General features: G+C 43.8%; 27 protein-coding genes and 1 tRNA gene. 17 read left to right on the forward strand and 11 right to left on the reverse strand.

Annotated features, from left to right (window positions below):
• Nucleotide 1: 1 nt before the first annotated feature.
• Genes AB1F57_RS04925 through AB1F57_RS04940 form a run of 4 tightly spaced genes read right to left on the reverse strand, consistent with a single transcriptional unit; the run spans nt 2 to nt 3,316 of the window.
• Nucleotides 2-883, reverse strand: a complete 882-nt coding sequence (locus AB1F57_RS04925) for a hypothetical protein (RefSeq protein WP_105136895.1) — start codon at nt 881-883, stop codon at nt 2-4.
• Nucleotides 884-895: 12 nt separating this feature from the next.
• Nucleotides 896-1,756 carry an ATP-binding cassette domain-containing protein gene (locus AB1F57_RS04930; protein ID WP_167786363.1) on the reverse strand — a complete coding sequence of 287 codons (861 nt, stop codon included), beginning with the start codon at nt 1,754-1,756 and terminating at the stop codon, nt 896-898.
• 2 nt (nt 1,757-1,758) lie between these two features.
• The gene (locus AB1F57_RS04935; protein ID WP_105136897.1) at nt 1,759-2,976 is read right to left on the reverse strand and encodes a hypothetical protein; all 1,218 of its coding nucleotides are present in this window, start codon (nt 2,974-2,976) and stop codon (nt 1,759-1,761) included.
• 49 nt (nt 2,977-3,025) lie between these two features.
• The gene (locus AB1F57_RS04940) at nt 3,026-3,316 is read right to left on the reverse strand and encodes a hypothetical protein (protein WP_153050955.1); all 291 of its coding nucleotides are present in this window, start codon (nt 3,314-3,316) and stop codon (nt 3,026-3,028) included.
• A gap of 158 nt (nt 3,317-3,474) precedes the next feature.
• Here AB1F57_RS04940 and AB1F57_RS04945 point away from each other — a divergent pair, with 158 nt between their 5' ends.
• The 8 genes from AB1F57_RS04945 to AB1F57_RS04980 all read left to right on the forward strand — a co-directional run bounded on the left by AB1F57_RS04945 (nt 3,475) and on the right by AB1F57_RS04980 (nt 13,144).
• Nucleotides 3,475-4,347, forward strand: a complete 873-nt coding sequence (locus AB1F57_RS04945) for a helix-turn-helix transcriptional regulator (RefSeq protein ID WP_105136898.1) — start codon at nt 3,475-3,477, stop codon at nt 4,345-4,347.
• Nucleotides 4,348-4,572: 225 nt separating this feature from the next.
• Complete coding sequence (locus AB1F57_RS04950; RefSeq protein ID WP_105136899.1) at nt 4,573-4,908, forward strand: helicase BlpT; 336 nt, start codon at nt 4,573-4,575, stop codon at nt 4,906-4,908.
• Between the two features lie 88 nt (nt 4,909-4,996).
• Nucleotides 4,997-5,698 carry an ABC transporter ATP-binding protein gene (locus AB1F57_RS04955; RefSeq protein ID WP_105136900.1) on the forward strand — a complete coding sequence of 234 codons (702 nt, stop codon included), beginning with the start codon at nt 4,997-4,999 and terminating at the stop codon, nt 5,696-5,698.
• Nucleotides 5,699-5,707: 9 nt separating this feature from the next.
• Nucleotides 5,708-8,905, forward strand: coding sequence for an ABC transporter permease (locus AB1F57_RS04960; protein ID WP_174852879.1), 3,198 nt, complete (start codon nt 5,708-5,710; stop codon nt 8,903-8,905).
• Nucleotides 8,906-9,013: 108 nt separating this feature from the next.
• Nucleotides 9,014-11,650 (forward strand): DNA polymerase I, encoded by a 2,637-nt coding sequence (gene polA / locus AB1F57_RS04965; protein WP_167786361.1) that lies wholly within the window; start codon nt 9,014-9,016, stop codon nt 11,648-11,650.
• Nucleotides 11,637-12,413 (forward strand): glucose-6-phosphate isomerase, encoded by a 777-nt coding sequence (locus AB1F57_RS04970; protein WP_367986179.1) that lies wholly within the window; start codon nt 11,637-11,639, stop codon nt 12,411-12,413. Before polA ends, AB1F57_RS04970 begins: the two co-directional genes overlap by 14 nt.
• Nucleotides 12,414-12,443: 30 nt before the next feature.
• Nucleotides 12,444-12,665 (forward strand): hypothetical protein, encoded by a 222-nt coding sequence (locus tag AB1F57_RS04975; RefSeq protein ID WP_153050956.1) that lies wholly within the window; start codon nt 12,444-12,446, stop codon nt 12,663-12,665.
• Between the two features lie 44 nt (nt 12,666-12,709).
• Complete coding sequence (locus AB1F57_RS04980) at nt 12,710-13,144, forward strand: CoA-binding protein (RefSeq protein WP_105136904.1); 435 nt, start codon at nt 12,710-12,712, stop codon at nt 13,142-13,144.
• 71 nt (nt 13,145-13,215) lie between these two features.
• Here AB1F57_RS04980 and AB1F57_RS04985 read toward each other — a convergent pair whose 3' ends face one another.
• The gene (locus tag AB1F57_RS04985; protein ID WP_105136905.1) at nt 13,216-14,070 is read right to left on the reverse strand and encodes a DUF975 family protein; all 855 of its coding nucleotides are present in this window, start codon (nt 14,068-14,070) and stop codon (nt 13,216-13,218) included.
• Between the two features lie 141 nt (nt 14,071-14,211).
• Here AB1F57_RS04985 and tgt point away from each other — a divergent pair, with 141 nt between their 5' ends.
• From tgt to AB1F57_RS05000, 3 genes are all read left to right on the forward strand, one after another.
• A complete protein-coding gene (tgt, locus tag AB1F57_RS04990; RefSeq protein ID WP_167786359.1) occupies nt 14,212-15,354 on the forward strand; it encodes a tRNA guanosine(34) transglycosylase Tgt in 1,143 nt (380 codons plus the stop codon).
• 72 nt (nt 15,355-15,426) lie between these two features.
• Complete coding sequence (locus AB1F57_RS04995) at nt 15,427-16,764, forward strand: Ig-like domain-containing protein (protein ID WP_367986180.1); 1,338 nt, start codon at nt 15,427-15,429, stop codon at nt 16,762-16,764.
• Between the two features lie 95 nt (nt 16,765-16,859).
• A protein-coding gene (locus AB1F57_RS05000; protein ID WP_367985732.1) for an IS3 family transposase occupies nt 16,860-18,205 on the forward strand; the annotation gives its coding sequence in 2 pieces (ribosomal slippage) (nt 16,860-17,301 and nt 17,301-18,205; 1,347 coding nt in all).
• A 54-nt stretch (nt 18,206-18,259) separates the two neighbouring features.
• Here AB1F57_RS05000 and AB1F57_RS05005 read toward each other — a convergent pair.
• A complete protein-coding gene (locus AB1F57_RS05005; RefSeq protein ID WP_174852878.1) occupies nt 18,260-19,345 on the reverse strand; it encodes a Xaa-Pro peptidase family protein in 1,086 nt (361 codons plus the stop codon).
• A gap of 204 nt (nt 19,346-19,549) precedes the next feature.
• Between AB1F57_RS05005 and ccpA the strand changes: the two genes are divergently transcribed.
• From ccpA to AB1F57_RS05020, 3 genes are all read left to right on the forward strand, one after another.
• Entirely contained in the window at nt 19,550-20,551 is a 1,002-nt protein-coding gene (gene ccpA / locus AB1F57_RS05010; protein ID WP_280921716.1) for a catabolite control protein A, read from the forward strand.
• Between the two features lie 236 nt (nt 20,552-20,787).
• On the forward strand, nt 20,788-21,462 hold the full coding sequence (locus AB1F57_RS05015; RefSeq protein ID WP_105160575.1) for a hydrolase: 675 nt from the start codon (nt 20,788-20,790) through the stop codon (nt 21,460-21,462).
• Between the two features lie 47 nt (nt 21,463-21,509).
• Nucleotides 21,510-21,581 (forward strand) — tRNA-Arg (locus tag AB1F57_RS05020).
• Between the two features lie 89 nt (nt 21,582-21,670).
• Here AB1F57_RS05020 and AB1F57_RS05025 read toward each other — a convergent pair.
• From AB1F57_RS05025 to AB1F57_RS05040, 4 genes are all read right to left on the reverse strand, one after another.
• Nucleotides 21,671-22,759: a tyrosine-type recombinase/integrase gene (locus AB1F57_RS05025; RefSeq protein ID WP_367986181.1), complete on the reverse strand. Its 1,089-nt coding sequence runs from the start codon at nt 22,757-22,759 to the stop codon at nt 21,671-21,673.
• Nucleotides 22,760-22,880: 121 nt separating this feature from the next.
• Nucleotides 22,881-23,411, reverse strand: a complete 531-nt coding sequence (locus tag AB1F57_RS05030; protein ID WP_367986182.1) for a hypothetical protein — start codon at nt 23,409-23,411, stop codon at nt 22,881-22,883.
• 22 nt (nt 23,412-23,433) lie between these two features.
• Nucleotides 23,434-23,820 (reverse strand): ImmA/IrrE family metallo-endopeptidase, encoded by a 387-nt coding sequence (locus tag AB1F57_RS05035; protein WP_367986183.1) that lies wholly within the window; start codon nt 23,818-23,820, stop codon nt 23,434-23,436.
• Nucleotides 23,821-23,826: 6 nt separating this feature from the next.
• A complete protein-coding gene (locus AB1F57_RS05040; protein ID WP_155971656.1) occupies nt 23,827-24,192 on the reverse strand; it encodes a helix-turn-helix domain-containing protein in 366 nt (121 codons plus the stop codon).
• Between the two features lie 608 nt (nt 24,193-24,800).
• On the opposite strand from AB1F57_RS05040, the gene AB1F57_RS05045 reads away from it, so the two are divergent.
• Complete coding sequence (locus AB1F57_RS05045) at nt 24,801-25,001, forward strand: hypothetical protein (protein WP_367986184.1); 201 nt, start codon at nt 24,801-24,803, stop codon at nt 24,999-25,001.
• Nucleotides 25,002-25,012: 11 nt separating this feature from the next.
• Here AB1F57_RS05045 and AB1F57_RS05050 read toward each other — a convergent pair whose 3' ends face one another.
• A complete protein-coding gene (locus tag AB1F57_RS05050; protein ID WP_024404519.1) occupies nt 25,013-25,219 on the reverse strand; it encodes a hypothetical protein in 207 nt (68 codons plus the stop codon).
• Between the two features lie 61 nt (nt 25,220-25,280).
• On the opposite strand from AB1F57_RS05050, the gene AB1F57_RS05055 reads away from it, so the two are divergent.
• Nucleotides 25,281-25,493 carry a hypothetical protein gene (locus AB1F57_RS05055; RefSeq protein WP_024381154.1) on the forward strand — a complete coding sequence of 71 codons (213 nt, stop codon included), beginning with the start codon at nt 25,281-25,283 and terminating at the stop codon, nt 25,491-25,493.
• A gap of 255 nt (nt 25,494-25,748) precedes the next feature.
• Nucleotides 25,749-26,093: a hypothetical protein gene (locus AB1F57_RS05060; protein WP_367986186.1), complete on the forward strand. Its 345-nt coding sequence runs from the start codon at nt 25,749-25,751 to the stop codon at nt 26,091-26,093.
• Nucleotides 26,094-26,129: the final 36 nt, after the last annotated feature.

The following is a 26,129-nucleotide window of genomic DNA, read 5'->3' on the forward strand; positions in this document are numbered from 1 at the left end:
CCTATTTTCGCTTGTATGTTTGTAGGACTTTAGCGGTTGCTAATCGGATAAAGGTCAGATAGAAACCTGTCACACCAGCCATTTCCAGCAGGAGTTTCTGTAATTGTTCCCTGATAGATATGGTAGATAGTGTATTTGTGCCGACTAGTAGAGGATAGTTTTCTTGGAAGGTAAATTGGAACTGATGTGCCAATAGAAGTAGTATGAACAGGATGAGGGCATAGATAGCAACTTGGAGGAGAAAAGCAAGTAAGGTCAGGCTAGTGGCATATTGACCAGGGGATAGTCCGTTGATAAAGAGGAGACCACGATGTTTGGAAAGGTCAGTTATCAGAAGCCAGACTAAGAGACAGCAGATGACGAGAGGTATCATATAGATACTGGCTGGAAGAAATTGTAACAAGGTCAGATAAAAATCCTTGGGAGCAGTAGGGTAGTGAAAGGTAAGAGTTTGCTCTAGAACTTTTTTATAGACTGTGATACGTTCTGCTAGTTCGCTGCTCGTAAAATGATTGACGCTATTTCCCTTTGCCTCCCAGTTTTGCAAGGTCTGGTAGAGTTCTAACTCCGTTTCCAATACCTCCTGACTTTTTCCTTGTATATGTTCCTTTTCTAAGTAGGCGGTCGCCAGTTCCAAGAGTTTTTTATAATAATCCATGCTTTCCTGGTCTAAGGCTTGGGTTTCATTATCGTCAGAGTACAAGGCCACTTCAGCTTCTTTTTTGACTTGTATGATACGGGCTCGATCCTCAAATCGCAGGTTTTCGGACTCTAGGACATTCCGATAGGACAGGGAAAGTGGGATAAGGGCGATAGCGGTTATCAGGGATAGAAAAATAGCATTGCGTCTCAGTCGTAGGATGAAAAGGGATAGTAGCTTCATGGTCAGACCTCCCTATTCAAATAGTTCTTTATAAATCTCTTCGGACTGGTGTTCCTGAAGTGTAATTTCCAGAATTTCCACCTGACACGTCATGACTTGGTCTAGGTAGAAATGCAGACTATGAACACTCGTGTCTACCTGAATGCTATCATTGACCAAAGTCAATCCATTTACTTGTCTAAGTTTCTGATAAACTGTCTGATTGTCACTAGTCTGAACGGTATATTGTCGCCCAATCTGTTCCAGTTTTCGCTCGATGATTTTTCCTTGTTTGAGAAAGAGCAGTTGGTCGGTTAGTTGATCCACTTCGTTTAATTGGTGAGAAGACACGATAATGGTTGACCCATTCTTGGCTAGTTTCTGGAGCAATTTTCTGGTCTGGATGTAGCTGGTCGGGTCCAATCCGTTCAAGGGTTCATCCAAGAGCATGACCTGGGGCTTGTTCATAATACCGATAGCCAGCAGGAGATGTTGTTTCATTCCCAGTGAATAATTTTTGACAGGGATCTTCACATAATCACGGATACCGATTTCTTCAATGACTTCTTCAATCCGCTCTTTTGGTAAATCTTGGATAGCTTGAACCAATCGCAAATGCTCCAGTCCAGTCAATTCAGGGTAGAGGACCCGGTTGTCCTGCAGGTAGGCAAAGGTTCGATAGATAGTTGGATCATTGTGCTTCTTGCCGTTTATAGAAATCTCTCCCGAATCAAAGGTTTGCAGGTTGGCAATGCAGTCTAGGAGGGTTGTCTTTCCAGCTCCATTTGGTCCAATCAAGGCCCAGATTCCAGGATCCACCAGTTCTAGGTTTAGCTGGTCTAGTATTTTCTTTTTCCCGTAGGATTTGCACAAATTGTGAATGGATAATCGCATGGTTAGACCTCACTTTTTCTTGTCAGGAGATAGAATTGCAGGCAATAGATGAGCAGGTTACTGATGAGCAGGACTGTAAAGACTTTTGGAATGTTGTATCCTGTTAATTGCTGGTAGATGATAGCACTTCCGTCTGCCAGATTGCCTGCATTCCAAAGGCTGAATGGATTGAAGATATGGGGATAGAAGTTGGCAGAGATAACAAGTCCCAGTGTGACAACCAGTCCAGCCAGTCCATTTTTTAAGACTCTAGCCAAGGTCTGTGCCAGTCCCAGCAGAAATAGAAGGTAGAGATAGTGTATGCCACAGGCCAATAAGATGACTTGGTAAATAGGTTTGATGGCTGTGGTGATAAAACTGTAAGCCAGTCCCCTACCGCTATAGGTTGTGACGGGATAGATCCAGCTACTATTGCCATTTAGCAAAAATGCGATGAGAAAATGGCTCAGATAGAGGGTGAGAAAGAGGGCAGTATATAGTGTTAGGAAGGCTAGGTATTTATTGGTTGTAATTCGAATTCTAGTCAGCCCCAGGGTCTGTAAGAGGCGAATCTGTCGGCTAGTTCCCTGCTGGTCTTTGATGAAAAAATTGGTGAAAGCCAGGAGAAAGAGGGGAAGGGTGATGACAAGGCCTAGCTGTTTTTGCCCCTGCCAGATTTCATGGCTAGTACCTTTTAAGGCCTGCTGGCCCAGGCTCTTGACGATTTCTCTATCTGTTGGTGTTTGGGGATTCTCAAAGGCTGTTAGGTAAAGCTCAGTGGGAAAGGCTGAGGGTATCTCCTTTTCTAGCAGATACTTGGACATCAAGAAGGTATTTTCGATGGTTTGTGGGGTAAAATCATAGCTTTGGTAGGAAAGGCTGATGTATTGACCATCCTTCTGATAGTGCTGGATATTTTTCTCATAAAAATAGGTCCAGTCCTCCTTCTTGACCGCTTCAATCTCCTTCTGGTGGTTGGCAATATAGTTTGTAAAGAATGTTTTTTCAGCCTGATAATCCTCTTCACTGAGAGTTTGAGTCTGATACTGTGTTTCTAAATCTTGTATGATATTTTCAAAATTTTGGATAGACTCTTCATAGTGTTGGATGACCTTTAATTTGACCTGGCGATTGTGGTAGCCTGCTAGAAGGGAACTAGCTAGGATTACAATCAGCATGACCAAGATAGCGACCAAGGTTTTCTTGCTACGGAAAAATAGCTTTCCTTCAATTTGAAACATAGATACCTCCAAAAGAGAAGAGATTGTAGGGGCGGGCAGGTTTTAATTTTTATCTAGAGATGGTTCCCGAATAGTAGGCTAAGTAATAACCGTCACTAGTTTTTTGATAATCGGTTAAGCGTAAATAACCAGAGTACTTTACACCATTTCGAAACTCTTCGTGGTATCTGGTTTGAGTTAGATTACTAATTACAAAAAATCTTTTGTTAAGATAATAGGAACGAGGGATTGCTGCCACTCTTAGCGAGGTTTCAGCATTTACAGATAGAGTTGTAGTTGTTGCTAGTATCGGGCTAATGATAGATAGTAGCAAGGCTGAACGCAAAATAATCTTTTTCATGTTATATTCTCTATTCATTTATAGAAAATCTCTTCTCTGCATACTATTATATTTATTTTCTTGGACATAGTCAATACAAAAATGAAAATTTTAATATAAAAATGAATAAATTCATTTTGAAATAGTGTATAATATTATTAAATAAATCTGGAGTATGTATGAATAGTATAAGTGGTAGTCGTTTTAAGCAACGAAGAAAAGAACTTGGACTGACTCAGAGTGCCTTAGCTAAGGATATTTGTGAGCAGAGTTTGATTAGTAGAATCGAAAATACCAACCTTTCTCCGTCATCGGAAATTCTTTTCCTATTGTCTAATAGGATGGGTGTGACCATGAATTATTTTTTTGAGGAATTCGTTCAAGAAAGTAGACATAGTATAGGAAAAATACGAACTATTTTCTCCCAACAATTGCTTCTCAGAAATTATGAAATTGTAGAGCAATTGCATGTGAAAGAGGTGGAAAGCAGGCACTTATTGAATGAGGAAGATAAGGCCTATTTAGATTATATTTTTATCTTGGTTCGATTTTACTTATACAATGAAAGGGATTTTGCGACAAAAGAGTTTGATAGACTAAGTGCCATTATTGCTCCTCATTACTATTTTTATTTAGATTTTTTGAACAGTTACACTATTTTTCTAGGTGAAGTTGGTGAAGATGACAAATATATGGAGTTAATCAGCAATGTAAAATCAGAGGTGCATAAGCTTGATTTATCAATTAACGCTGACTTTCAAACCTATATAAAGATTGGTTACAATTATGCTAGATTTCTTCTAAAACGAAAACAGACGAACTTAGCTTTAGATGAAGTGACAGAACTGATTAACCAATTGAATGCCTACAACAGTAGTTTTTTATTGCCAGATTTACTATGTTTGTTGGGGAATATCAGCAAAGGCTTATTGAGAGAAGATGAAGTTTTAGATCTGTATGAGCAGGCACTAGTTTTATACAAGTTACAAGGAAATACAAAGTTGTATTTGTCATTGAAGAATTTTTTAGTAACAATGGGTAAGGAAATATAGTGAAAAATTAGTTATATCAAAAAGGAGGTATTTATGAAACGGATAATTAAATTCGTGTGTCTGTTTCTCGCAATCGCAATAGTAATCATTCCCCTTAAACGAACCGTTACGAGAACTTCTGATGGATTTGATCCTGGGGGAACTAATATTATGAAAAAATAAAGAACTTGAATATCTTTGTTAAATTTGATATACTAAAATTATCAAAAACAAGGAGGGTCTTTTATGGAAAAGACACAGATTATTCAAGACGTTTTGGCCCTCATTCAAGACTTGAATCGGGCCTTTCAAGCAGACAAACGAGGAACAGCTGATGAACAGCGATTGCAACATAATCTGACAGAGACGACACGCATATTGTCGGAGGCCGAGTCGGTCACCAATACAGAACTGATTGCGATTGAGAAATTTTATCGTTCGACCAGTTTTCTAGTTGGATTAGGCGACCTGCGATTGAGTGAAACCAGCAGGCAGGCTTGGAGGGCATTTGATCGATATTATTACGAAACGATCAGAGAAGAACTCAAACTCTATGGCGGCTCTGCTATTGCCCAAGTGTAAAGGATGAAGAAGGGGGTGAAAACCTTCTTTTGTGTTATAATAGGTAGTAAGAATATAGTTGTTAGGAAGAGAAGAAGTGAGGTGCAGCATGTCCTATATCCAAGTAATCAATTCGTCAAAATACTACCAAATGGGAGAAGGGACCATTGTAGCCAACAATAAGGTTTCTTTTGACATTGAAAAAGGCGAGTTGGTGATTATTCTGGGGTCTTCAGGTGCGGGAAAATCCACCCTGCTCAATATTTTGGGTGGTATGGACTCGGCTGATGAGGGCCAAATTCTGATTGACGGTGTTGATATTGCCCAATTGACCAGTCACCAGCTGACCAATTATCGTAGAGATGATGTAGGTTTTGTCTTTCAATTTTATAACTTGGTTGCCAATCTGACCGCCAAGGAAAATGTGGAACTGGCTGCGGAAATCGTCAAGGATGCCTTGGATGCTGAGGAGGTCTTGGAAGAGGTCGGACTCGGTCACCGTATCAATAATTTTCCAGCCCAGCTGTCAGGCGGTGAGCAGCAACGGGTTGCCATTGCCAGAGCCGTCGCCAAAAAGCCTAAGCTCTTGCTCTGTGACGAGCCGACAGGTGCCCTGGACTACCAGACAGGCAAGCAGGTCCTGCAAATCCTCCAGGACATGTCCCGCAAGCAGGGGGCGACCGTGATTATTGTCACACACAATGCGGCGCTTGCTCCTATCGCGGACCGGGTCATTCGGATGCGGGATGCGCGTGTGCATGAGATTGTTCTCAATCCTCATCCCCAGGACATCGCCAGTCTGGAGTACTAGGAGGTGGCTATGAAAAAGAAGATTTATTGGAAGGACATTGGTCAGGCCCTGACGACTTCCAAGGGGCGTTTCCTGTCTATCTTTAGCCTCATGATGCTGGGAGCACTTGCTCTGACAGGGCTCAAGGTTACAGCCCCAAATATGGAGAGAACTGCCCAGGCGTATTTGCAAGAGCATCAGACCATGGACTTGGCTGTCCTATCTGGTCTGGGAATTTCTCAGGATGACATCAAGGAGCTAGAGTCTGTCGAGGGTGCGCGGGTTGAGGCTGGATATTTTAAGGATGTGACTCTTGAAAAGGACCAGGCAGTTCGCCTCTTTTCGGCCAGTCCGACCATTTCAGGCTATCAGCTCTTGGAAGGAAATTTTCCCAAGCAAAAAGACGAAATTGCCCTGTCCCCCTCGCTTCAATCATCCTTCAAAATCGGTGACAGGATAGACATGACGGAGCCAGACAAGGGTGGAACCATTCTCACGCAAAAACAGTTCAAGGTAGTTGGCTTTGTGGCCTCTTCGGAAATCTTGGACAACACGACCATGGGTCTGGCCTCTAGCGGCAATGGGCAGCTGGCTGGCTACGGTCTGGTCATGGAAGAAGCCTTCGACTCGGATGTTTACACCATTGCCCGGATCCGCTACGATGATTTGGCAGGCTTGGATTATGCCAGTCCAGCCTATGAAGACAAGTTGGAGCAGCACCAGGAAGACTTGGAAAAGCTCCTGTCTGATAACGACGAGCTCCGTTTGGCCAGCATCCAGTCGGAAGGCCAGGAAGAGATTGCCAAGGGAGAGCAGGATATTTCTAAGGCCAAGGCTGATTTGGAAAAGGCAGAGCAGGACCTCCAGTCTGGTAAAGAGCAGCTGGAAACGGGTCGGTCAGAATTTGCCCGTGGCAGAGCCAAGCTCATCCAATCTGAAGCAGAATTGCAAGCGGCCTATGACCAACTCATGGTCAGCAAGGCCCAATTAGAAGCCAGCAAAGCAGAGTTGGATGCCAGCAAGCTCCAGCTGGACCAGACAGGTGCCTTCCTAGAAGAAAACTATGCCCAGCTGGAAGTATCTGCCAATCAGCTTAACCAGGCCAAGGCCCAGCTGGATGCAGACCTAGAAAAATTGGATCCCAATGCTGCGGATTACGACACAGCCTATCAGTCCTACATGTCAGGCTACAGCCTCTACCAAGCTAAGTTAGGCGAGTACGAGGCAGGTCTTGCCAGCTTCAATGAATGGAACGCCCAGCACCAAGCAGGTCTAGCCCAATACCAGGCGGGTCTGGCACAATACGAGCAAGGCCTGGCAGCCTATCAGGCTGGTCTCGCTGATTATGAATGGGGGGCTAGTCTTCTGGAATCATCCAGTTTGACCCTCAATCAAGAGGCTCTCCGTCTCAATCAGGCGGACCAGGACTTGAGCCAGGCCCAAGCAGAGCTCAGCAGCAAAAAAGCAGATGCCACCAAGGACATCAAGGAGGCCGAGGATGAATTGGCCCATGCCAAGGAAGACTTGACCAAGCTGGAGAAATCACCCTATCAGGTCTTTACTCGGTCCAGCCTACCAGGTGGAGACGGCTATACGACCTACAGCAATGCTACTCGCTCTATTGCCGCAGTGGGTAATGTCTTCCCAGTAGTCCTCTATCTGGTAGCGGCCCTGGTTACCTTTACCACTATGGCTCGATTTGTCGATGAGGAGCGCAGCCAGTCGGGTCTCTTCAAGGCCCTGGGCTACACCAACCGTCAGATTATGACCAAGTTCATCCTCTATGGTCTAGGTGCCGGTCTATTGGGCACCTTGGTTGGTATTTTGGCAGGCAATTTCGTCCTGTCGCCCATGATTTCGGATATCATCACCAAGACCACGGTGATTGGCCCTGCCAAGCTCCATTTCTATCCCCTCTGGACCCTGCTAGCCCTGGTCCTGTCCCTCATTTCCTCGGTCCTGCCGGCCTATCTGGTGGCCCACCGGGAACTCAAGGAAAAGCCAGCCCATTTGCTCCTGCCCAAACCTCCAGCAGCGGGCTCCAAGATTCTTTTGGAGAAGTGGCAGGCAGTCTGGTCTCGTCTCAGCTTTACTCACAAGGTGACAGCCCGCAATATCTTCCGCTACAAGCTCCGCATGCTCATGACCATCTTTGGCGTGGCCGGCACCGTCGCCCTCCTCTTTGGCGGTCTGGGGATTCGTTCCTCTATCTCTGGGGTGGTCGATCGCCAGTTTGGGGACCTGCTCCATTATGACCTACTGGTGGTGGAAAATGGCAGAGCTTCTGAGGAGGACTTGGACAAGTTGACTGCCTTTCTCCAGTCAAACCAGGTCCGCCAGTCCTTGCCAATTGCCTTTGAACAGGCCAATCAGACCCTGCAGATTGGCGATGAGAAAAAAAACCTGTCTGTTGGTATCTATGTGACGGACAGAGAGGATGTAGGAAATCTGGTCAGCCTGGAAAATAAGGCTGGTCAGTCCATCCAGCTTAGTGGCAGGGGCATTGTCCTAACGGAAAAACTGGCCCAGCTCTACGGTGTCGGAAGGGGTGATAAGCTCAAGATGACTCTGGAAGATGAGCAAGTGACCGTCCGTGTGGCCGATGTGGCCGAGATGTATGCGGGTCACTTCATATATATGACGGACGCCTACTATGAGCAGGTGACGGGCAAGCGGCGGACGGCTAATGGCCATCTGGTCCAGCTCAAGCGGGGGCAAGTCGACCAGGTCCAAGATACAGCCAGTCAGCTCCTAGCCATGCCTGGAGTCAAGAGTCTGGTGCAAAATACCTCGCTCATGAACATGCTGACGGCCATGGCAGGCTCCCTGCAGTCGGTCATGACTATCTTAGTGGTCCTCTCTATCCTGCTGGGCTTGGTCATCCTCTACAATCTGACCATCATCAACATGTCCGAGCGAATCCGGGAGCTGTCTACCATTCGGGTGCTGGGCTTCCACAATAAGGAAGTGACCATGTATATCTATCGGGAAACCATTGCCCTGTCCTTGATTGGCGTGCTGGTCGGTCTGGTATCAGGTTTTTACCTGCACCGCCTGCTCCTGGCCATGATTGGCTCAGACTCCATTCGCTTTAATCCCCATGTGGGTGCAGAAGTCTACATCATCCCTGTCCTAGCCATAGTGGGCATTCTGGCAGGCTTGGGCTGGTATGTCAACCACCAGCTCAGAAAGGTCGACATGCTGGAAGCCCTCAAGTCAGTGGAGTAGAATTTATTTGATGAAACCTTCAGGAAGTCCTAGCAGCCTAGCTAGGATTTTTCTTTTTCCAGCCCTCCCCAGCCCACTAAAACCTCCTTTTCATGCTATAATAGACCTATGAATAAAAACAAGCTTTTACTAATCGACGGCTCTTCTGTAGCCTTCCGTGCTTTCTTTGCACTCTATAACCAAATTGACCGTTTTAAGAGTCCGACTGGGCTCCATACCAACGCGATTTATGGCTTTAACCTCATGTTGGACCACATGATGAAGCGGGTCCAGCCGACACATATTTTGGTGGCATTTGACGCTGGTAAGACCACCTTCCGGACGGAGATGTACGCCGACTACAAGGCGGGCCGCGCCAAGACACCGGACGAGTTCCGCGAGCAGTTTCCTTTTATCCGCCAGATGCTGGATGCCATGGGGGTCAAGCACTATGAGCTGGCGCAGTACGAGGCAGATGATATTATCGGTACCTTGGACAAAATGGCAGAGCGGATAGAGACTCCTTTTGATGTAACCATTGTCAGTGGTGACAAGGACTTGATCCAGCTGACAGATGAAAATACAGTTGTGGAGATTTCCAAGAAAGGCGTGGCAGAATTTGAGGAATTTACCCCAGCCTACCTCATGGAAAAAATGGGGATTACCCCAGCCCAGTTTATCGACCTCAAGGCCCTCATGGGGGATAAGTCGGATAATATCCCTGGAGTGACTAAAATCGGTGAAAAGACGGGTCTCAAGCTCCTCATTGAACACGGCAGCTTAGAGGGAATTTACGAAAATATCGACAGCATGAAGGCCTCCAAGATGAAGGAAAACCTCATCAACGACAAGGACCAGGCCTTCCTGTCTAAGACCCTTGCGACCATTGATACCAATGCTCCGATTGAGATTGGCCTGGACGACATTGCCTACACTGGCCCAAATATTGAGGAGCTGGCTCAATTCTACGATGACATGGGCTTTAAGCAACTCAGGGCCCAGCTGGGAGTGACCGAGACCCAAGAGGAAGTAGCACTGGATTTCCAAACGGTTACAGATGTGACGGCTGATATGCTTAAGAAGGACCAGTTCTTCTATTTTGAGATTCTAGGTGAAAATTACCACCGAGAGGAGATTGTTGGCCTGGCCTGGGGCGATAAGGACGGGATTTATGTCGGTGGTCCAGAATTACTGGACAACCCTATCCTGCGTGATTTCTTGGAACATCAGACCATTAAGACCTATGATTTCAAGCGTGGTAAGGTTCTCTTGGCTAGAAAGAGCCTGAACCTCCCTCTTGCCAGTTTTGACAGTCGCTTGGCCAAGTATCTCCTGTCAACAGTTGAGGACAATACCTTGACCACCATTGCCAACCTCTACGGTAAGACTAGCTTAGTGCCAGATGAGGCGGTCTATGGTAAGGGAGCCAAATTGGCCCTACCAGCCCGTGAGGAATTCTTCCCGCATCTGGCTCGTAAGGTCCAGGTCTTGATTGAGACCGAGCAAGCTATGCTGGCAAAACTCGAAGAACATGAGCAATTGGAGCTCTTCTACGAGATGGAATTGCCCCTGGCGGATGTCCTTGCCAAGATGGAAATTGCCGGTATCAAGGTAGAAAAAGAGACTCTCCAAGCCATGCAGGCTGAAAATGAAGTCTTGATAGAGCAGCTGACCAAGGAAATCTATGAATTAGCTGGTCAAGAATTTAATATCAATTCGCCTAAGCAACTAGGGACTATTCTCTTTGAAGATATGGGCCTACCATTGGAATACACTAAAAAGACCAAGACGGGCTATTCAACGGCCGTTGATGTCCTGGAGCGTCTGGCGCCTATTGCCCCAGTCGTGTCGAAAATTTTGGACTACCGTCAGATTACAAAACTCCAATCAACCTATGTTATCGGATTACAGGATGCCATTTTAGAAGACGGTAAGATCCATACTCGCTATGTACAGGATTTGACACAAACAGGTCGCCTATCTTCGACGGACCCTAACCTGCAAAATATTCCTGTTCGATTGGAACAAGGTCGTTTGATTCGGAAGGCTTTTGTTCCTTCGCTAGAAAACAGTGTCCTCTTGGCATCAGACTATTCACAGATTGAATTGCGTGTATTGGCCCATATTTCTCAAGACCAACACTTGATTGAGGCCTTCCAGCAGGGGGCAGATATTCATACCTCGACAGCTATGCGGGTCTTCGGCATTGAAAAAGCAGAAGATGTGACAGCAAATGACCGCCGCAATGCCAAGGCAGTAAACTTTGGTGTGGTCTACGGCATTTCTGACTTCGGACTTTCTAACAACCTCGGAATCACGAGAAAAGAGGCTAAGAATTACATCGACACTTATTTCGAACGCTTCCCTGGTATCAAGAATTACATGGAGACCATCGTTCGCGAGGCGCGTGACAAGGGGTATGTCGAGACCATTTACAAGCGCCGCCGTGAGTTGCCAGACATCAATTCTCGCAACTTCAATGTCCGGAATTTTGCGGAGCGGACAGCCATCAACTCACCGATTCAAGGGTCGGCCGCAGACATTCTCAAGGTGGCCATGATCAACTTGGACAAGGCCCTGACCGAGGCTGGTCTATCTACCCGCATGCTCCTTCAGGTCCATGATGAGATTGTTTTGGAGGTACCAATGGCAGAGCTGGAAACGGTCAAAGCTATGGTTAAGGAAACGATGGAAAGCGCCATTGCCCTGTCTGTACCACTGCTTGCGGATGAAAATGCCGGTCAGACCTGGTATGAAGCCAAATAAGAAAGGAAATAACGTGAAAAAATCAATTCTTCTACTTGCCTTGTTTAGTGTGATTCTCGTTGGCTGTGGCCAGAAGAAAGAAAACAAGGGAACCAATCCTTCGGGTGATGATTTCTCAACTCAATTGCCTATTTTAAAAGAAAAACAAGACACCACAAATGAACAGTTCAATGTTCTTGTCAATGTCCCAGTCGTTGCTGTCAATGACAATCCGCCAGCTGATGAGACGCAAAAAGGTCACAAGATACATGCGGCCAACAATGGTGTTGCGGAACGTGATGAAAACGGCAATATCAAAGAAAATTGGCGCTACTACGATGTGCCTGCCAACTGGACCATCAATAAAGAAAATACAGAAGACGAGACCCTAGCTGCGGTTTACGATGTCAAGGAAGGCGCTAACAACTACATGGTTCAACTCTACAATATCAATGCCTTCAACAAGTCACCACTGGAAGAAGGTGTTAACATGAACGAAGAAGAGTTGGCTGTCCGTATGGCGGAAACCAAGCACAATTTCATTGAGCAGTCAGTTGTGATCATCAATGACCAGGAGTGGAAGGCCGGCCGTCAGATTATGAACGATCAAAAAATGGCCCGCCTGACCTTCTATCGGATGGAATCGACTGGAGAGTATGATGATTCTGTTGTTGTAGGCTCTATCTACTACTCGTTGGATCCAGGCTTGGACAAGGACCGGACAGCACTCAAGAAGGCTATCGGTCAGCTTAAGGATGTAGTTTATTCCCTTTCTAAGAAATAAGAACACTCAGAGGACGACTATGATGCAAGAATGGCTACAAACACGGACCTATGGGGAAATGATTCTGTTGGGGGTAGGACTTATATTTCTGGACTTCCTACTGGCAAGCCTGATCAAGATGGCCTATCTGGCCAATATAGGTCTGGCTGCTACGGCAGTTTTGATGCCCTCTTTCCCCAAATGCCAGGTCGTTCGATACTGAGCAAGAGAGAAGTCAGGCTTATCCGCCTGGTGTGCCTCTTGACCTCTTGATTTTCCTATTTGTCTATCATTATCACCCTTAAAAGGAGGAAGTTATGACCTATTCTTTTCAAAATCCAGATCAGAATGTCATCTTTGATTATCTGAGAAACGCCAAGACCATCGCGGTTGTGGGCTTGTCTGCTCGTGAGGATGCCACATCCTATCGGGTTTCCAAGCTCATGCAGGAGGCTGGTTACAAGATTATTCCTGTTAATCCGACGGCAGTTGGCCAAACCATTCTTGGTGAGCCAGTCTATGCTAGTCTGCTGGATATTGACCAGCCGATTGACATTGTCGATATTTTCCGTCGCAGTGAATTCTTGCCCGATGTAGCGCGTGAATTTATCCAAACAGATGCTAAAATATTTTGGTCTCAGCTGGGCTTGGAGAGCCAAGAAGCAGAAGAAATCCTGCGTCAGGCTGGTCGCTCTGCCATTGTCATGAACAAGTGCATCAAGATTGAATACTTGGTCATGACAGGAGCATAGTAGTAACTGAGAACATAAATAAAAAGCGATACCGCAAAGTGTGAGCGGACATCGCTTTTTGAATGGTCGAATTATATTGATTTGGTCCTTTTTTCTTCCAGAATAGCCTGATAGAAATAAATCTGGGCAGTCTTGTGATAGGGAAGAACATAGAAATCCGCAAGTCCGCCGGTGATAATGGTCAAGATAAGCCATCCCAAGAAGCTCAAATCCAAGAGGAATCGTTTCCATTTGTAGCCCTTCATCAATTGACGGCTTTCCTTCAAAATGGCTCTGGCACTGGTATAAGTGTCCGCTTCCAAGAGTTGGAAGAGAATGTTCTCAGCCTGGGAATAGGCATAGACCTGTGGCAAATAGATGGCCAGACCAATGCAGACCAGGAACAAACCAGCTATAAAAACCAAAAAGCCGATAGCTATCATGCCAGTCAGGCTTTCCTGTACTTCAACCGAGTTGGCTTGAAGCAGTTCTGCGGACAGGTTGCCGATGAGGATACTAGACCCTAGCAGCAAGAAGGAACCGATGTAGAAGATCAAGCCCCAGAGAATGAGCAGGATTGTTTTTAAACTGAAAACCGCCAAGAATTTTCCAAATGATGGATGGCTGAAGATAGCTAGGCTATCAGAAAATTTCCCTGTCGTTTTTTTGCCCAACATCAATAGGAACAGGCTGTAGGAGACGGAGAGCAGCAGAAGGGCAAGGAGCAACCTGTAGAAGCTTGTAAATCCTAAAATGGACAGTAGGTAATAGATGCTAGCCTGGGTGTCCTGGCTAATGTCTGCAACACGCTCCATATCTGTCTGGGAATTTGTAAATAGATTGATCAGCAGAGTGAGCAGGACAGGAAGCAAAACGATTTTAAAGCTAGTAGGATTCCTTCTCAGGCTCAGGCGAGCTTTTTGGCGAATAGATGATAGTGTAAACATAAAGCCTTCCTTTCCTCCATATTTTAACACAGTTTCAAGTGACAAGAAAGGTAAATTTTGATAGACTAGATTAGTTGCAGGCTCAGCTGAGCCTCTGTTGATTTTCCCAGGACTGTTTTTCCTGGTAGGAGGTAAATATATATGACAGATGTACCAATCAAGTATCGCTTGATCAAGAAAGAAAAGCACACAGGTGCTCGTTTGGGTGAGATTATCACGCCACACGGGACCTTCCCAACGCCTATGTTTATGCCAGTGGGAACGCAAGCGACGGTCAAGACCATGTCGCCTGAGGAGCTGAAAGAAATGGGGTCGGGCATTATTTTGTCCAATACCTATCATCTCTGGCTTCGTCCTGGTGATGAGCTGATTGCGCGTGCCGGTGGACTCCACAAATTCATGAATTGGGACCAGCCGATTTTGACGGATTCGGGCGGGTTCCAGGTTTATTCGCTGGCAGATAGCCGCAATATTTCCGAGGAAGGTGTGACCTTTAAAAACCATCTCAATGGTAGTAAGATGTTCCTGTCGCCGGAAAAAGCCATTTCCATCCAGAATAATCTTGGTTCTGACATCATGATGAGCTTTGATGAATGCCCGCAATTCTACCAACCGTATGACTATGTCAAGAAGTCCATTGAACGGACCAGCCGTTGGGCGGAGCGTGGTCTAAAGGCTCACCGTCGCCCGCATGACCAAGGGCTCTTCGGGATTGTCCAAGGAGCTGGTTTTGAAGACCTCCGTCGCCAATCAGCTAGCGACCTGGTCAGCATGGATTTTCCGGGCTATTCCATCGGTGGTTTGGCTGTCGGTGAGACCCATGATGAGATGAATGCAGTCTTGGATTTCACAACGCCGCTTTTGCCGGAAAACAAGCCTCGTTACCTCATGGGAGTTGGGGCACCAGATAGTTTGATCGACGCGGTTATTCGTGGTGTCGATATGTTTGACTGCGTGCTGCCAACTCGTATCGCCCGTAACGGCACCTGCATGACCAGCCAAGGTCGCTTGGTCGTGAAAAATGCGCAATTCGCAGAAGATTTCACCCCGCTTGACCCCAATTGTGATTGCTACACCTGTAAAAACTACAGCCGTGCCTACCTGCGTCACTTGCTCAAGGCAGATGAGACCTTTGGTATCCGCTTGACCAGCTACCACAATCTCTTCTTCTTGATTAACCTCATGAAAAATGTTCGTCAGGCCATTATGGATGACAATCTCTTGGAATTCCGCCAAGATTTCATGGAAAAATACGGTTATAACCACTCAAATCGTAATTTTTAATGTAGATGATTGACAAATCATAACATTTATAGTAAAGTACATAAGAATTTATGAAAAATAGAGAGGATTTTTATGGTTCATTCAACTACCAATAAAATGACCTGGACAAGAGTTGTAATGCTCTTGACCCTACTGTTTGGAACGATTGTTTCCACATTTAGTGTACAATCTGTAGCAGCTGCAGAATTAACACCAGTTATTAGTAATTTACAACAGGAAACTGTTGCAAATACTTATCGTATTTCTTTTGACTACAACCTCAGTGGTCTAGCGGCTAAATCAGGAGACACTTTTACGATTGACTTGCCGGCAGAACTAGAGACAGCTAATCTCATTCCTTTTGATGTCACTCAAAACGGAGTGGTTATCGGTCAGGCTGTCCCGAGTGGAGACAAGGTGACGGTTACCTTCAATGATGCTGTGACAGGTGATACTAACGGCTCGGGCTCTATGGCTTTCAATGTCATATTCAAGACCCAACCAACCGAAGGTGAGACGATTACAGCAGAGGTTACTGTCGGAACAGAATCAATTGTCATCAAAAAGACTGGAACCGGACCGATACCTTTTGAAACTCTCGTTAATAAGTATAACCAAACAGGCTCTCATGTGACTAAGGATTTCAAACTTAATGGTAACTGGGGACCTTGGATGAATACTGGGAAGGATTATCTTTCTTGGTGGCATATCAGTATTAATGGAGATGCAACCAAAGCAGACCTCTCCCAACTTGTTATCCGTGATCAGATGAATGGTACAGTTGTAACTGATTTTTCAGGCTTTACAAATGGAGCGGGGCAAACAATTGATTATGCTAGCCTTTTCAATGGTTCTTACTTGAAACAATCATTCTCACTCGTTCGCAATGGACAAGTTGTTGCAAATAGCAGTCAGATCATGGATGTTATCGAGTGGTCAGATAATGGTTTTACCTTGGATTTAACAAAGGTTGACGCAAGTTTTGCTACTCCAAGTCAAGATCAGATTGTCCTATCTTATATGACTCTCATTCCGTTCGGTACAGCAGAAATCACTAACGTAGCAAGTTTTACATCAGCAGAGTATCCTGAAGTCAAAACAGATACAGCTTATTGGAAAAATGCGACTGGAGAAGCCATCTACGACGCATCAAGCACAACTACAGAAGAGCCAAGTACCAGCACAACTACAGAAGAGCCAAGTACTAGCACAACTACAGAAGAGCCAAGTGCCAGCACAACTACTACGGAAGAGTTAAGCACAAGTTCGACAACTGAGTCGAATATGGCTGGTGGAGTAACGCCTCTGTCGGGTACTCAAAAGAAAGTACTACCTTCGACAGGTGAGCGGACATCTGCTACTGTAATTTTAGTCGGCATTAGTAGCTTTGTTTTTGGACTGTATAGCTTTAGAAAAAACAACATTAAGTGACATCTGTTAATTCTTGTTGACTGAAAAAAGCCCTAGCTTATTGAACTGCACCCCAAAAGTTAGACACAAAATCTAACGATTGGGGTGTTTTTCTTATGAAATTAAGTTATGAAGATAAACTAGAAATATATGAGCTGAGAAAGAGTGGCGTGTCGTGGGTCAACCTTAGCCAGATATACAAGGTCACTATTGCCAATCTCACCTACATGATAAATCTCATGGATCGATATGGCGTGGAAATCGTTAAAAAAGGTAAAAATAGGTATTATTCACCTGAACTAAAGCAAGAAATAATGGATAAGGTCTTGATTCATGGGTGTTCTCAACTCTCAGTTTCCCTTGATTATGCTCTTTCAAATCGAGGAATGCTTCCCAATTGGATAGCACAATACAAGAAAAACGGGTATACTATTCTTGAAAAACCAAGAGGGAGACCGAGCAAGATGGGACGTAAACGCAAGAAAACCTGGGAAGAGATGACTGAATTAGAGCGCCTTCAAGAGGAAAATGAACGTCTTCGAACTGAGGTGGCCTTCCTAAAAAAGTTGAGAGAACTTCGCTTGAGGGACGAAACACTCGTGCGCGAACAGCAGAAACAATTAGAGATATGGTCCAAGGAGGATTCCGACTAGACCTCCTACTTGCGACAGCTAAAATGCCTCGCTCAACTTACTATTATCAAGTCAAGCAACTGGATAAACCCGACAAGAACAAAGCAATTAAGGCTGAAATTCAAGCCATTTATGATTACCATAAAGGTAATTATGGCTATCGTCGGATTCATTTAGAATTACGAAATCGTGGTTTCATCATCAACCACAAGAAGGTGCAGCGTTTGATGAAAGAGTTGGGCTTGACCGCTCGTATTCGTCGTAAACGCAAGTATGCTTCTTACAAAGGTGAGGTTGGTAAGAAGGCTGATAATCTGATTAAACGTCAGTTTGAAGGCTCTAAGCCTTATGAAAAGTGTTATACCGATGTGACGGAGTTTGCTTTGCCGGAGGGTAAACTTTACTTATCACCTGTTCTTGATGGCTATAATAGTGAGATTATTGATTTTACCTTGTCTCGGTCACCTGACTTGAAACAGGTTCAAACCATGCTTGCGAAGGCTTTTCCAGCAGATTTATACAGTGGGACTATTCTTCACAGCGATCAAGGTTGGCAATACCAGCACCAATCTTACCATTACTTTTTGGAAACCAAAGGCATTCGTCCGTCCATGTCCCGCAAGGGAAATAGTCCAGATAATGGCATGATGGAATCCTTCTTTGGGATACTCAAATCAGAGATGTTCTATGGATTTGAGACATCTTACCAGTCGCTTGATGAGCTTGAGCAAGCCATTACAGACTATATTTTTTACTACAACAACAAACGCATCAAAGCAAAATTAAAAGGACTTAGTCCTGTCCAATACAGAACTAAATCCTTTCAATAATTATTTGTCCAACTTTTGGGGGTCAGTACATAATAGGGCTTTTTTATATTTGTTTTATCCTTCAAAATACAGGAGTTCTTTAGGCGTTTTGGTAAAGACGTTAAAGCCGTTCTCGGTCACATGCCCGCAATCCTCAATGCGGACGCCGACCTTGCCAGGAATATAGATACCAGGCTCAACAGAGAAACACATGCCTTCCTCGATGACCAGGTCATTGCCCTCCATAATCGACGGAAACTCATGGACGCTCATGCCCAGACCGTGCCCAAGACGATGGTTGAAGTAGTCGCCATAACCGGCCTTTTCAATGACAGACCGAGCAGCGTGGTCAATCTCCCCAGCAGTCACGCCCGGCTTGATCATCTCAACCGCAGCCATGTGGGCCTCAAGGGTCAGGTTATAGATGTCTTTCTTGAACTGGTCTGGCTTGCCAACAGCGACTGTCCGCGTCATATCAGAGGTGTAGCCCAAGGTTTCGACGCCTAGGTCGAACAATAGCAGAGCATCGTTTTCGATGCGGTTTGTTCCTGGAATACCGTGAGGGTTGGCAGCATTGTTGCCTGTCAAGACCATGGTATCGAAACTCATTTTTGAAATGCCTTGTTTTTTCATTTCAAATTCAATCTGGGCGATAATGTCAGTCTCGGTGACATGAAGGGAAATATTGTCAAATCCGACCTGCATGGCCTTGTCCGCAAATTCACCTGCGATAAACATTTTTTCAATTTCATCGCGGGATTTAATCAATTTCATGGTATTGATCAGCGGAGTGATGTCTGAGAAAGGCTGATTAAAAATAGACTGGAGACCATGGTAGCGGGACAAATTCATATTGTCAAATTCAGCACCGATAGTCTTGAAGGTCTTGCTTGGCAGACTTGCCTGGATGATTTTCCAAGGATTTTCAGAATCCATGTAGCCAGCTACGGGGAATGAAACAGTTGCACGAGCGCGCTCGACATCGAGAGCTGGTAGGAAGAGGAGCGGTTCATGGTCTGGCATGACAAAGAGGAACATGTGGCGTTCGTGTGGGTCAGCGTGATAGCCGGTCAGGTAGTAGATACTGGAAGGATCTGAGAAAATGGCCAATTCAAGTTGATTGTTTTCTAGGTAATCTTGTACATATTGTAATTTAGACATAGGCATACCTTTCTTTTGATGATAAGAAAAATGAAATTTTCGTTTATTATATGGACTATTGTTTCAAAAAATCAAAAAATTTGCAAGTCCTAGCGAAAAAAGTCCTATTTTTCTCTTGAAAGTGTTTACAAAAAGTGATACACTATAAGAGAGTGAAAGCGTAATTTTCATAGAAAAAGAAAGATGAAAGGAAACACAAATATGTTGAATACTGATGATACGGTAACGATATATGACGTTGCCCGCGAAGCCGGGGTCTCTATGGCGACCGTTTCCCGCGTTGTCAATGGAAATAAGAACGTTAAGGAAAATACCCGCAAAAAAGTCTTAGAGGTCATCGAGCGCTTGGATTACCGTCCTAACGCCGTTGCCCGTGGCTTGGCCAGCAAGAAGACGACGACTGTTGGTGTGGTTATCCCAAATATTGCTAACGCCTACTTTGCAACCCTGGCTAAGGGGATTGATGACATTGCTGATATGTATAAGTATAATATCGTCCTTGCCAATAGCGATGAGAACGATGAAAAAGAGATTAATGTGGTCAACACCCTCTTTTCAAAACAGGTGGATGGTATCATTTTTATGGGCTACCATTTGACAGATAAGATTCGTGCGGAGTTTTCTCGTTCACGTACACCGATCGTTCTGGCTGGTACGGTTGATTTGGAAAAACAATTGCCGAGCGTTAACATTGACTACGCTGTAGCAAGCAAGGATGCGGTTACCCTGTTGGCTAAAAACAACAAGAAAATCGCCTTTGTATCTGGACCGTTGGTTGATGATATCAATGGCAAGGTCCGCTTTGCTGGTTATAAGGATGGCTTGCAAGAAGCGGGCTTGGACTTTAGCGAAGGCCTAGTCTTTGAATCTAAGTATAAGTATGAAGAAGGCTATGCTCTTGCTGAACGTATCTTGAACGCAGGTGCGACGGCAGCCTTGGTGGCAGAAGATGAAATTGCAGCAGGTCTCTTGAATGGTATTTCAGACAAGGGTCTCAGCGTTCCAGAAGATTTTGAAATCATTACAAGCGATGATTCACTGGTGACCAAGTTTACACGACCTAACCTGACTTCTATCAATCAGCCATTGTATGATATTGGTGCCATTGCCATGCGGATGCTGACCAAAATCATGCACAAGGAAGAATTGGAAAACCGTGAAGTCATTCTGAATCACGGCATTAAGGTTCGCAAATCTACCAAATAGTTCAAAGGATCCGGACGATCTTCCGGATTTTTTGATTTTTTCAGGGATAGCTTCCCATTCCTGATAAAAATGTGTTATAATGAATATTATTAAACCGAAATCTAACTAAGCTAGAAGTATAAGTGGACATCAGGTTTTCAATTTTCAGCTAAGGATGGGAAATGTTCTTGCTGAGATGAGGAGTTTCCTTTTGCGACTAGTCTTGATGTTCTAAAATATATAAATGGAGGTGACCTATGACCAAGCCAGTTCCACCGTCAATCTTGTCAGATTTGCGCCAGGATATTGTGCAGATGCCTAATATTATCAAAGAATGTAGCGGTATCATGATTTACGGACGCAGAATCCGCTCGATTTTGTTTACGACGGATGTTGCGATTATTGCCAATCATAATGCGGACGCTGTGCTAGCAGTCTATCCTTTTACGCCTAGTCCAGCTATCCTGAAGAGCATCATGCTGGTAGCTTCAGTTCCTGTACTTGCAGGTGTGGGTGGTGGCTTGACCACAGGTCTCCGCTCTGCTAATATGAGCCTCTTTTCGGAATCAGAAGGTGCCTATGCGGTTGTTGTCAATGGTCCGACCAATGTTGATACCATTCAGGAAATCAACAAGGTTGTGGATATTCCTATCATCTATACGGTAGTTTCTGAGAAATCAAATATTAAGGCCCGAATTGAGGCTGGTGTTGATATTCTCAATGTTTCCTGTGGAGCAGATACTGCGCGGGTTGTGGCCAAGATTCGTCAGGATTTCCCCGAATTTCCGATTATTGCAACAGGCGGTCCGACCGAAGACAGCATTCGCGCAGTCATTGAGGCTGGAGCGAATGCGGTTACCTACACGGCACCTAGCAATGGGGAATTGTTCAAAGCCAAAATGGAAAAATACCGTAAGCACGCAGCAGACTAATCCAGTCTTGCAATCCTTTCCCTTCTAGGTTACAATAGAAGGGTAACCTTCCCTTAGTTAAATGGATATAACAAATTCCTCCTAAGAATTAGTTGCAGGTTCGATTCCTGCAGGGGAGATAGAGAAAATAACAAAACCCTTGGAACATCAATGTTTTTAAGGGTTTTGTTTTATCTAAAATGTGACCAAGGGGCACAAAAGGGGCAAACTAAAAGAGTTCAGCTGTACTCTTGTTGATGTAGTCTATCATGTCGTGAGTAGTGTGTGAGTATATTTTGAGGGTGGTTTGAGGGTCTGAATGCCCTACGCGATCCATAACAGCTTTGATTGGGACCATTTTCTCGCTTAGATATGAGATATGGGAGTGCCTGAAGATGTGAGTGGTGATATTTGGGTTATATTTTTTCAGTCGCCTATTGATTTCAGAGTTAAAGACAGGCTTGCCGTTTCTTCCTACAAAAATGTAATCTGTTTCTATTCCAGCCCTTGCATTTTCTGTGATTTCTTGCTTCACGATTTCTAGGATGTTCTGGCTGACAGAGATAATTCTAGTCGATGTTTCGGTTTTTGTGGTTGTTCGTTTGCCTGTATTAAAATCAAAAGTAGCATTGATTGTAATTACTTGGTCTGTCCAGTTTATCTTATCTACTGTGAGTGCCGCAAGCTCACCGTATCGGACACCAGTTGCGAACATAAAGCGACAGATAGCTAGTGTCTGGAAATCTTCTGCATCCTCCATTTGCTTAAATAAAGCCAATATTTCTGACTTATTCAAAAATTCAATCGTTTCATCTGAATACTCTTTGACAGGTTTTGGAACAAGTACGTTCTTGGTCGGGTTAGTAGTTAGGTATTCCATGTCTACCGCATAGGAGAGTATCGCAGCAAGTCGTTTTCTGCATTTGTAAACAACGGGATAATTGTGTTTTTCTGATAATTTGGTAATGAGTTGTCGGACAATTCGCTTTGTGATATTTGCTATCTTGGTATCATCTGGCAGAAATGCAGACAGATGCTTGTCAAAAATTAGATTATTGCGCTTGGTATTGTCTTTGACCTTCGGCAACCATTGAGCTAGGTATTCCTCTTTTAGTTGGCTATAAGTCATTTCAGAATAGTCAGAGGTAGCAGAGGATAAAGATTGTATTTTCTCTGTTAAAATCGCCTGAGCTTGCTTGCGAGCTTGTGGACTGTTCTTTTCAAGAGTGATGGATGTTTTGCGCCATTTGTTTGTCAAAGGGTCTTTGTAGCGTTCGGTGTACTTGTACTTTCCGCTCGGCAATTCTTCTATCCACATTGCATTCACCTCGTTTCTATGTTAAAATGGGTATAGTAAAGAGACCTACTGCAAAGCAGGTTTTTACTATACTTAATTCGCCTTACGCTCTCCTCTACCAAAATTTGAGCGTAGGGCTTTTTTATTCTACAATCAATTCACCAACTGGAATGATGTCTTGAGTTTTTGATGATTTTGCAATCAAGTCATACTGATCAGCAGAGATTTCATATCCAAAATTTATCACAGTGGTGTCATCTGGTAATTTTTTAGCCAGTTCGGAGATAGTCATACGAAGCAATGTGATAGCATTGCTTTGTTCTGTTGTTGCGGTATTTGAATAAACTGCATCAAGTGCCTCCTTGGCTGATTTTTGCGACTCACCTGTCAGCAAAACTTGGATAATGCTATGTCCGTCTGGGTATTCGGAATCAATAACATTATTTTCAATTTCAACTGTGACCTCTCCAGTATTATTTGGATCCAAAGCTGACTTGATTTCAGCTACAACGCTGTCGTATTGGCTATTATCAACCTTGACTTCTGTGGTTGTCTCTGATTGTGTTGTTTGTGCTTTACTGGTTGATGTAGTAGTCTCTTTATTTGATTGTGAACACGCTACAAGTGTTACAACAGATAATAGAGTAATTGTTCCTGTTATTATTCTTTTCATAGTAAACTCCTTTTATTTTTATCTAATATCCACTTACTAAATTATAGTACTCTTCCTTGATCATAGCCTCATCAGCTATGGTCTTTAGTTTGTACTTTTCCATAAAGACCAGGTAATTGAATTGAGTGTGGTCTTCGGCAATTTCTAATTCTTCTTTCAAAAGATGATGGATCATATTCCTATTTGCGTCGAGTTCACACTTTTCTCTAAAAAGCTGATACTGGTATGGAAAGTGATTTTTATGCTGTAACTCATGTAGGGCGACCTGCTTTTGTTCTTGCTCAGACAAATTCACATCAACCCCTAAGACCTTGGTTATTGGATTGTAAAATCCCGAACTATGCCAGTCGCTGGCATCGAACAGGCACAATTCCACCCCAAACTCTTTACAGAGTTGGTCTAGTTTCATAGGCAATTAGTCCTTCTGTTTATTTTTAAAATGTGCAGACAAGACTGCTGTGATAAAGTCTATATCATCTTCATCAAGTGGCCTTCCGTCAAAGAGCATGGTATGGGCAGCTGCTTCCCTCAAGTCCACAACTTGACCGTCAATGATCGCTGTTTCATCACTGGCAATCCGTGGGTTGTCTGTCCGTCCAAGCAGGTAGTCTGTACTAACATTAAAATAGTCAGCAATCTCTGCAATACGCTCAGCGTTTGGTTTTTTATTTTTTAAACCATATAAAGTATTTCTTCCTAAACCAAGCTTTTCTTCTAATTGATTAAGAGATAATCCTTGTTTTTTAGCCAAAAGCTTGATTCTTTCAAATGTCGGAAACATTATATTATCAACCTTTCTAAGAGATTGACAAAAAATATTTAAATTTCAGGCGAAAAATACTTGACATATTTTAGCCGTTAGTTTAAAATAGTTTTTGTAAAGTTAAAGAGTTAGTAAGTACACGAGTTAAAACTAATTCAAAAAATAAAAGCTTTGGCGAGCAGATTGTATTGATTGAACTGGGTTTTATCAAGCGTTTTTCCTTATGGTTTGATTTTAAACCATAAGCTAAATTATGTCAAGAGATTTACTAACTTTTTAACTAAGTTCTTTGACAAGTGAATAGAAACGTGGTAAGATATAGGAGAAATGAGAATTGTTAGCACATTGTGCCAACAGAAAGCCCCTAGGTCCTGCCAGACTTAGGGGCTTTTTTCTGTGCTAGAAGGCACTAGTTATCTTTGTCAACTAATCGGTCTAGCAGCCGATGAACTATCCAGCCGACAATGCTGTCGATGATAGCAGTTGCAAGGATGATGAGAATTGTTAGCAACATTTTCTATACCTCCCTTTCTAAGGCGTATAGTAAGTGCCATTAAATATTATACCACGTTTCTATCAGTTGGATAGGAGCGTTTTTTATTTTGTGGAAAGGAAAGGAGAAAGTGATGAAAGAAATCATTGAAAGACATTTTGAGAATATGGTTGATGAGATTTTGCTTTCGTCAGAAACCTATGAAGAAGCTATTTCAAGCTTGAAAAAGATTTTGGTCCTAGACATTGATCAGCCAGGGGGTCTTATCAAATGTTTAGAAATCGCAATCAAGCGCAGGGCTTATCTACAAAAAACACCTAGTCACAAGGATTAGGTGTCAAGAAATCAAACGTTCAGTCGAACGTGAACAACGTAGTCAAGATTGACTAGATGACGGAAATCTGTTCCGACTTCAACAAGGTCTATGGCATTAGCAGTTTCAGAGCAGTCGTCATAGACTTGGAAAAAATCAATCTTGTCCCCGTTTGAGAAAGTGATTGTGATTGTAAAATCATCACGGTCACCAATACAATCGAGAATAAATTGTTTCATGACTTGTCCTCCTTTCCTTAAAGATTTCAAGTCAATTATACCAAAAATAGAAAGGGAAAATATGAGCCAACAACATCAAAAATGGATTGATTTGGTTAAAAAGCGACTACATGAACGTGGTTGGTCGCAGTCGGATTTTGCGATTGTGCTTGGTGTTTCACCTGCTATGGTCACTCGTTTACTAAAAGAGGGTCATGGAAGTGATGACCTCAAATTGAAAGTAAACAAGAAACTCAGAATTTCTGAGAGCTGGGAAAGTTTTGAAGAGGAGTAGAAAGGAGAACGACATGAGACCAAAACGGTATCCGTATATGCAAAAAGGACCTACCAAGTTAACGGTAGACCCAAAATTGAAGACAAGGCTGCTTTGTGATTCTAGTCTTGTAGAGCGTTTAGTGCTTAAAACCAAGAATTCGGAAATTACTTTCTCTGGGACTAAGATTGAAATCAAGGCTCAATCTATTACAGGAGTGTAACTTCCGTCTGATTCAAGTTTTAGGAAAACCGACAAAATTAGAAAGGAAGCAGCATGACAGTATCTAGGGAAATGAATGACTTGGAAATCAAAGTTCTCAATGCTATCAAAAATAATGCTAGCTATGACTTGCCAATCCAAGCCAGTGAACTACGGCTAATATTCAGCATTTCAAAGCGCAGCTTGGAAGAAGTGGTTGAAAGCTTGCGGGTTAATTTTAATCATCCGATAGTAGCAAAGAAGACCAAGCCAAATGGATATTACCTGCCGAAGTCAGAACAGGAAAGATTGGACGGGTTGGCTCCGTATAGGCGACAAATTGAAACAGAGAAGAAAAACCTAGCAGCAATCTTGTCGGTTAACTTGGAAGCCTACTGGAATACAACACAAAAAGCCTGACGGCAATCAGGCCCTTACTTAAATATACACTTAAAT

It is taken from the genome of Streptococcus nasisuis (assembly GCF_040836615.1).
In the GTDB taxonomy this organism is placed as follows: Bacteria; Bacillota; Bacilli; order Lactobacillales; family Streptococcaceae; genus Streptococcus; species Streptococcus suis_V.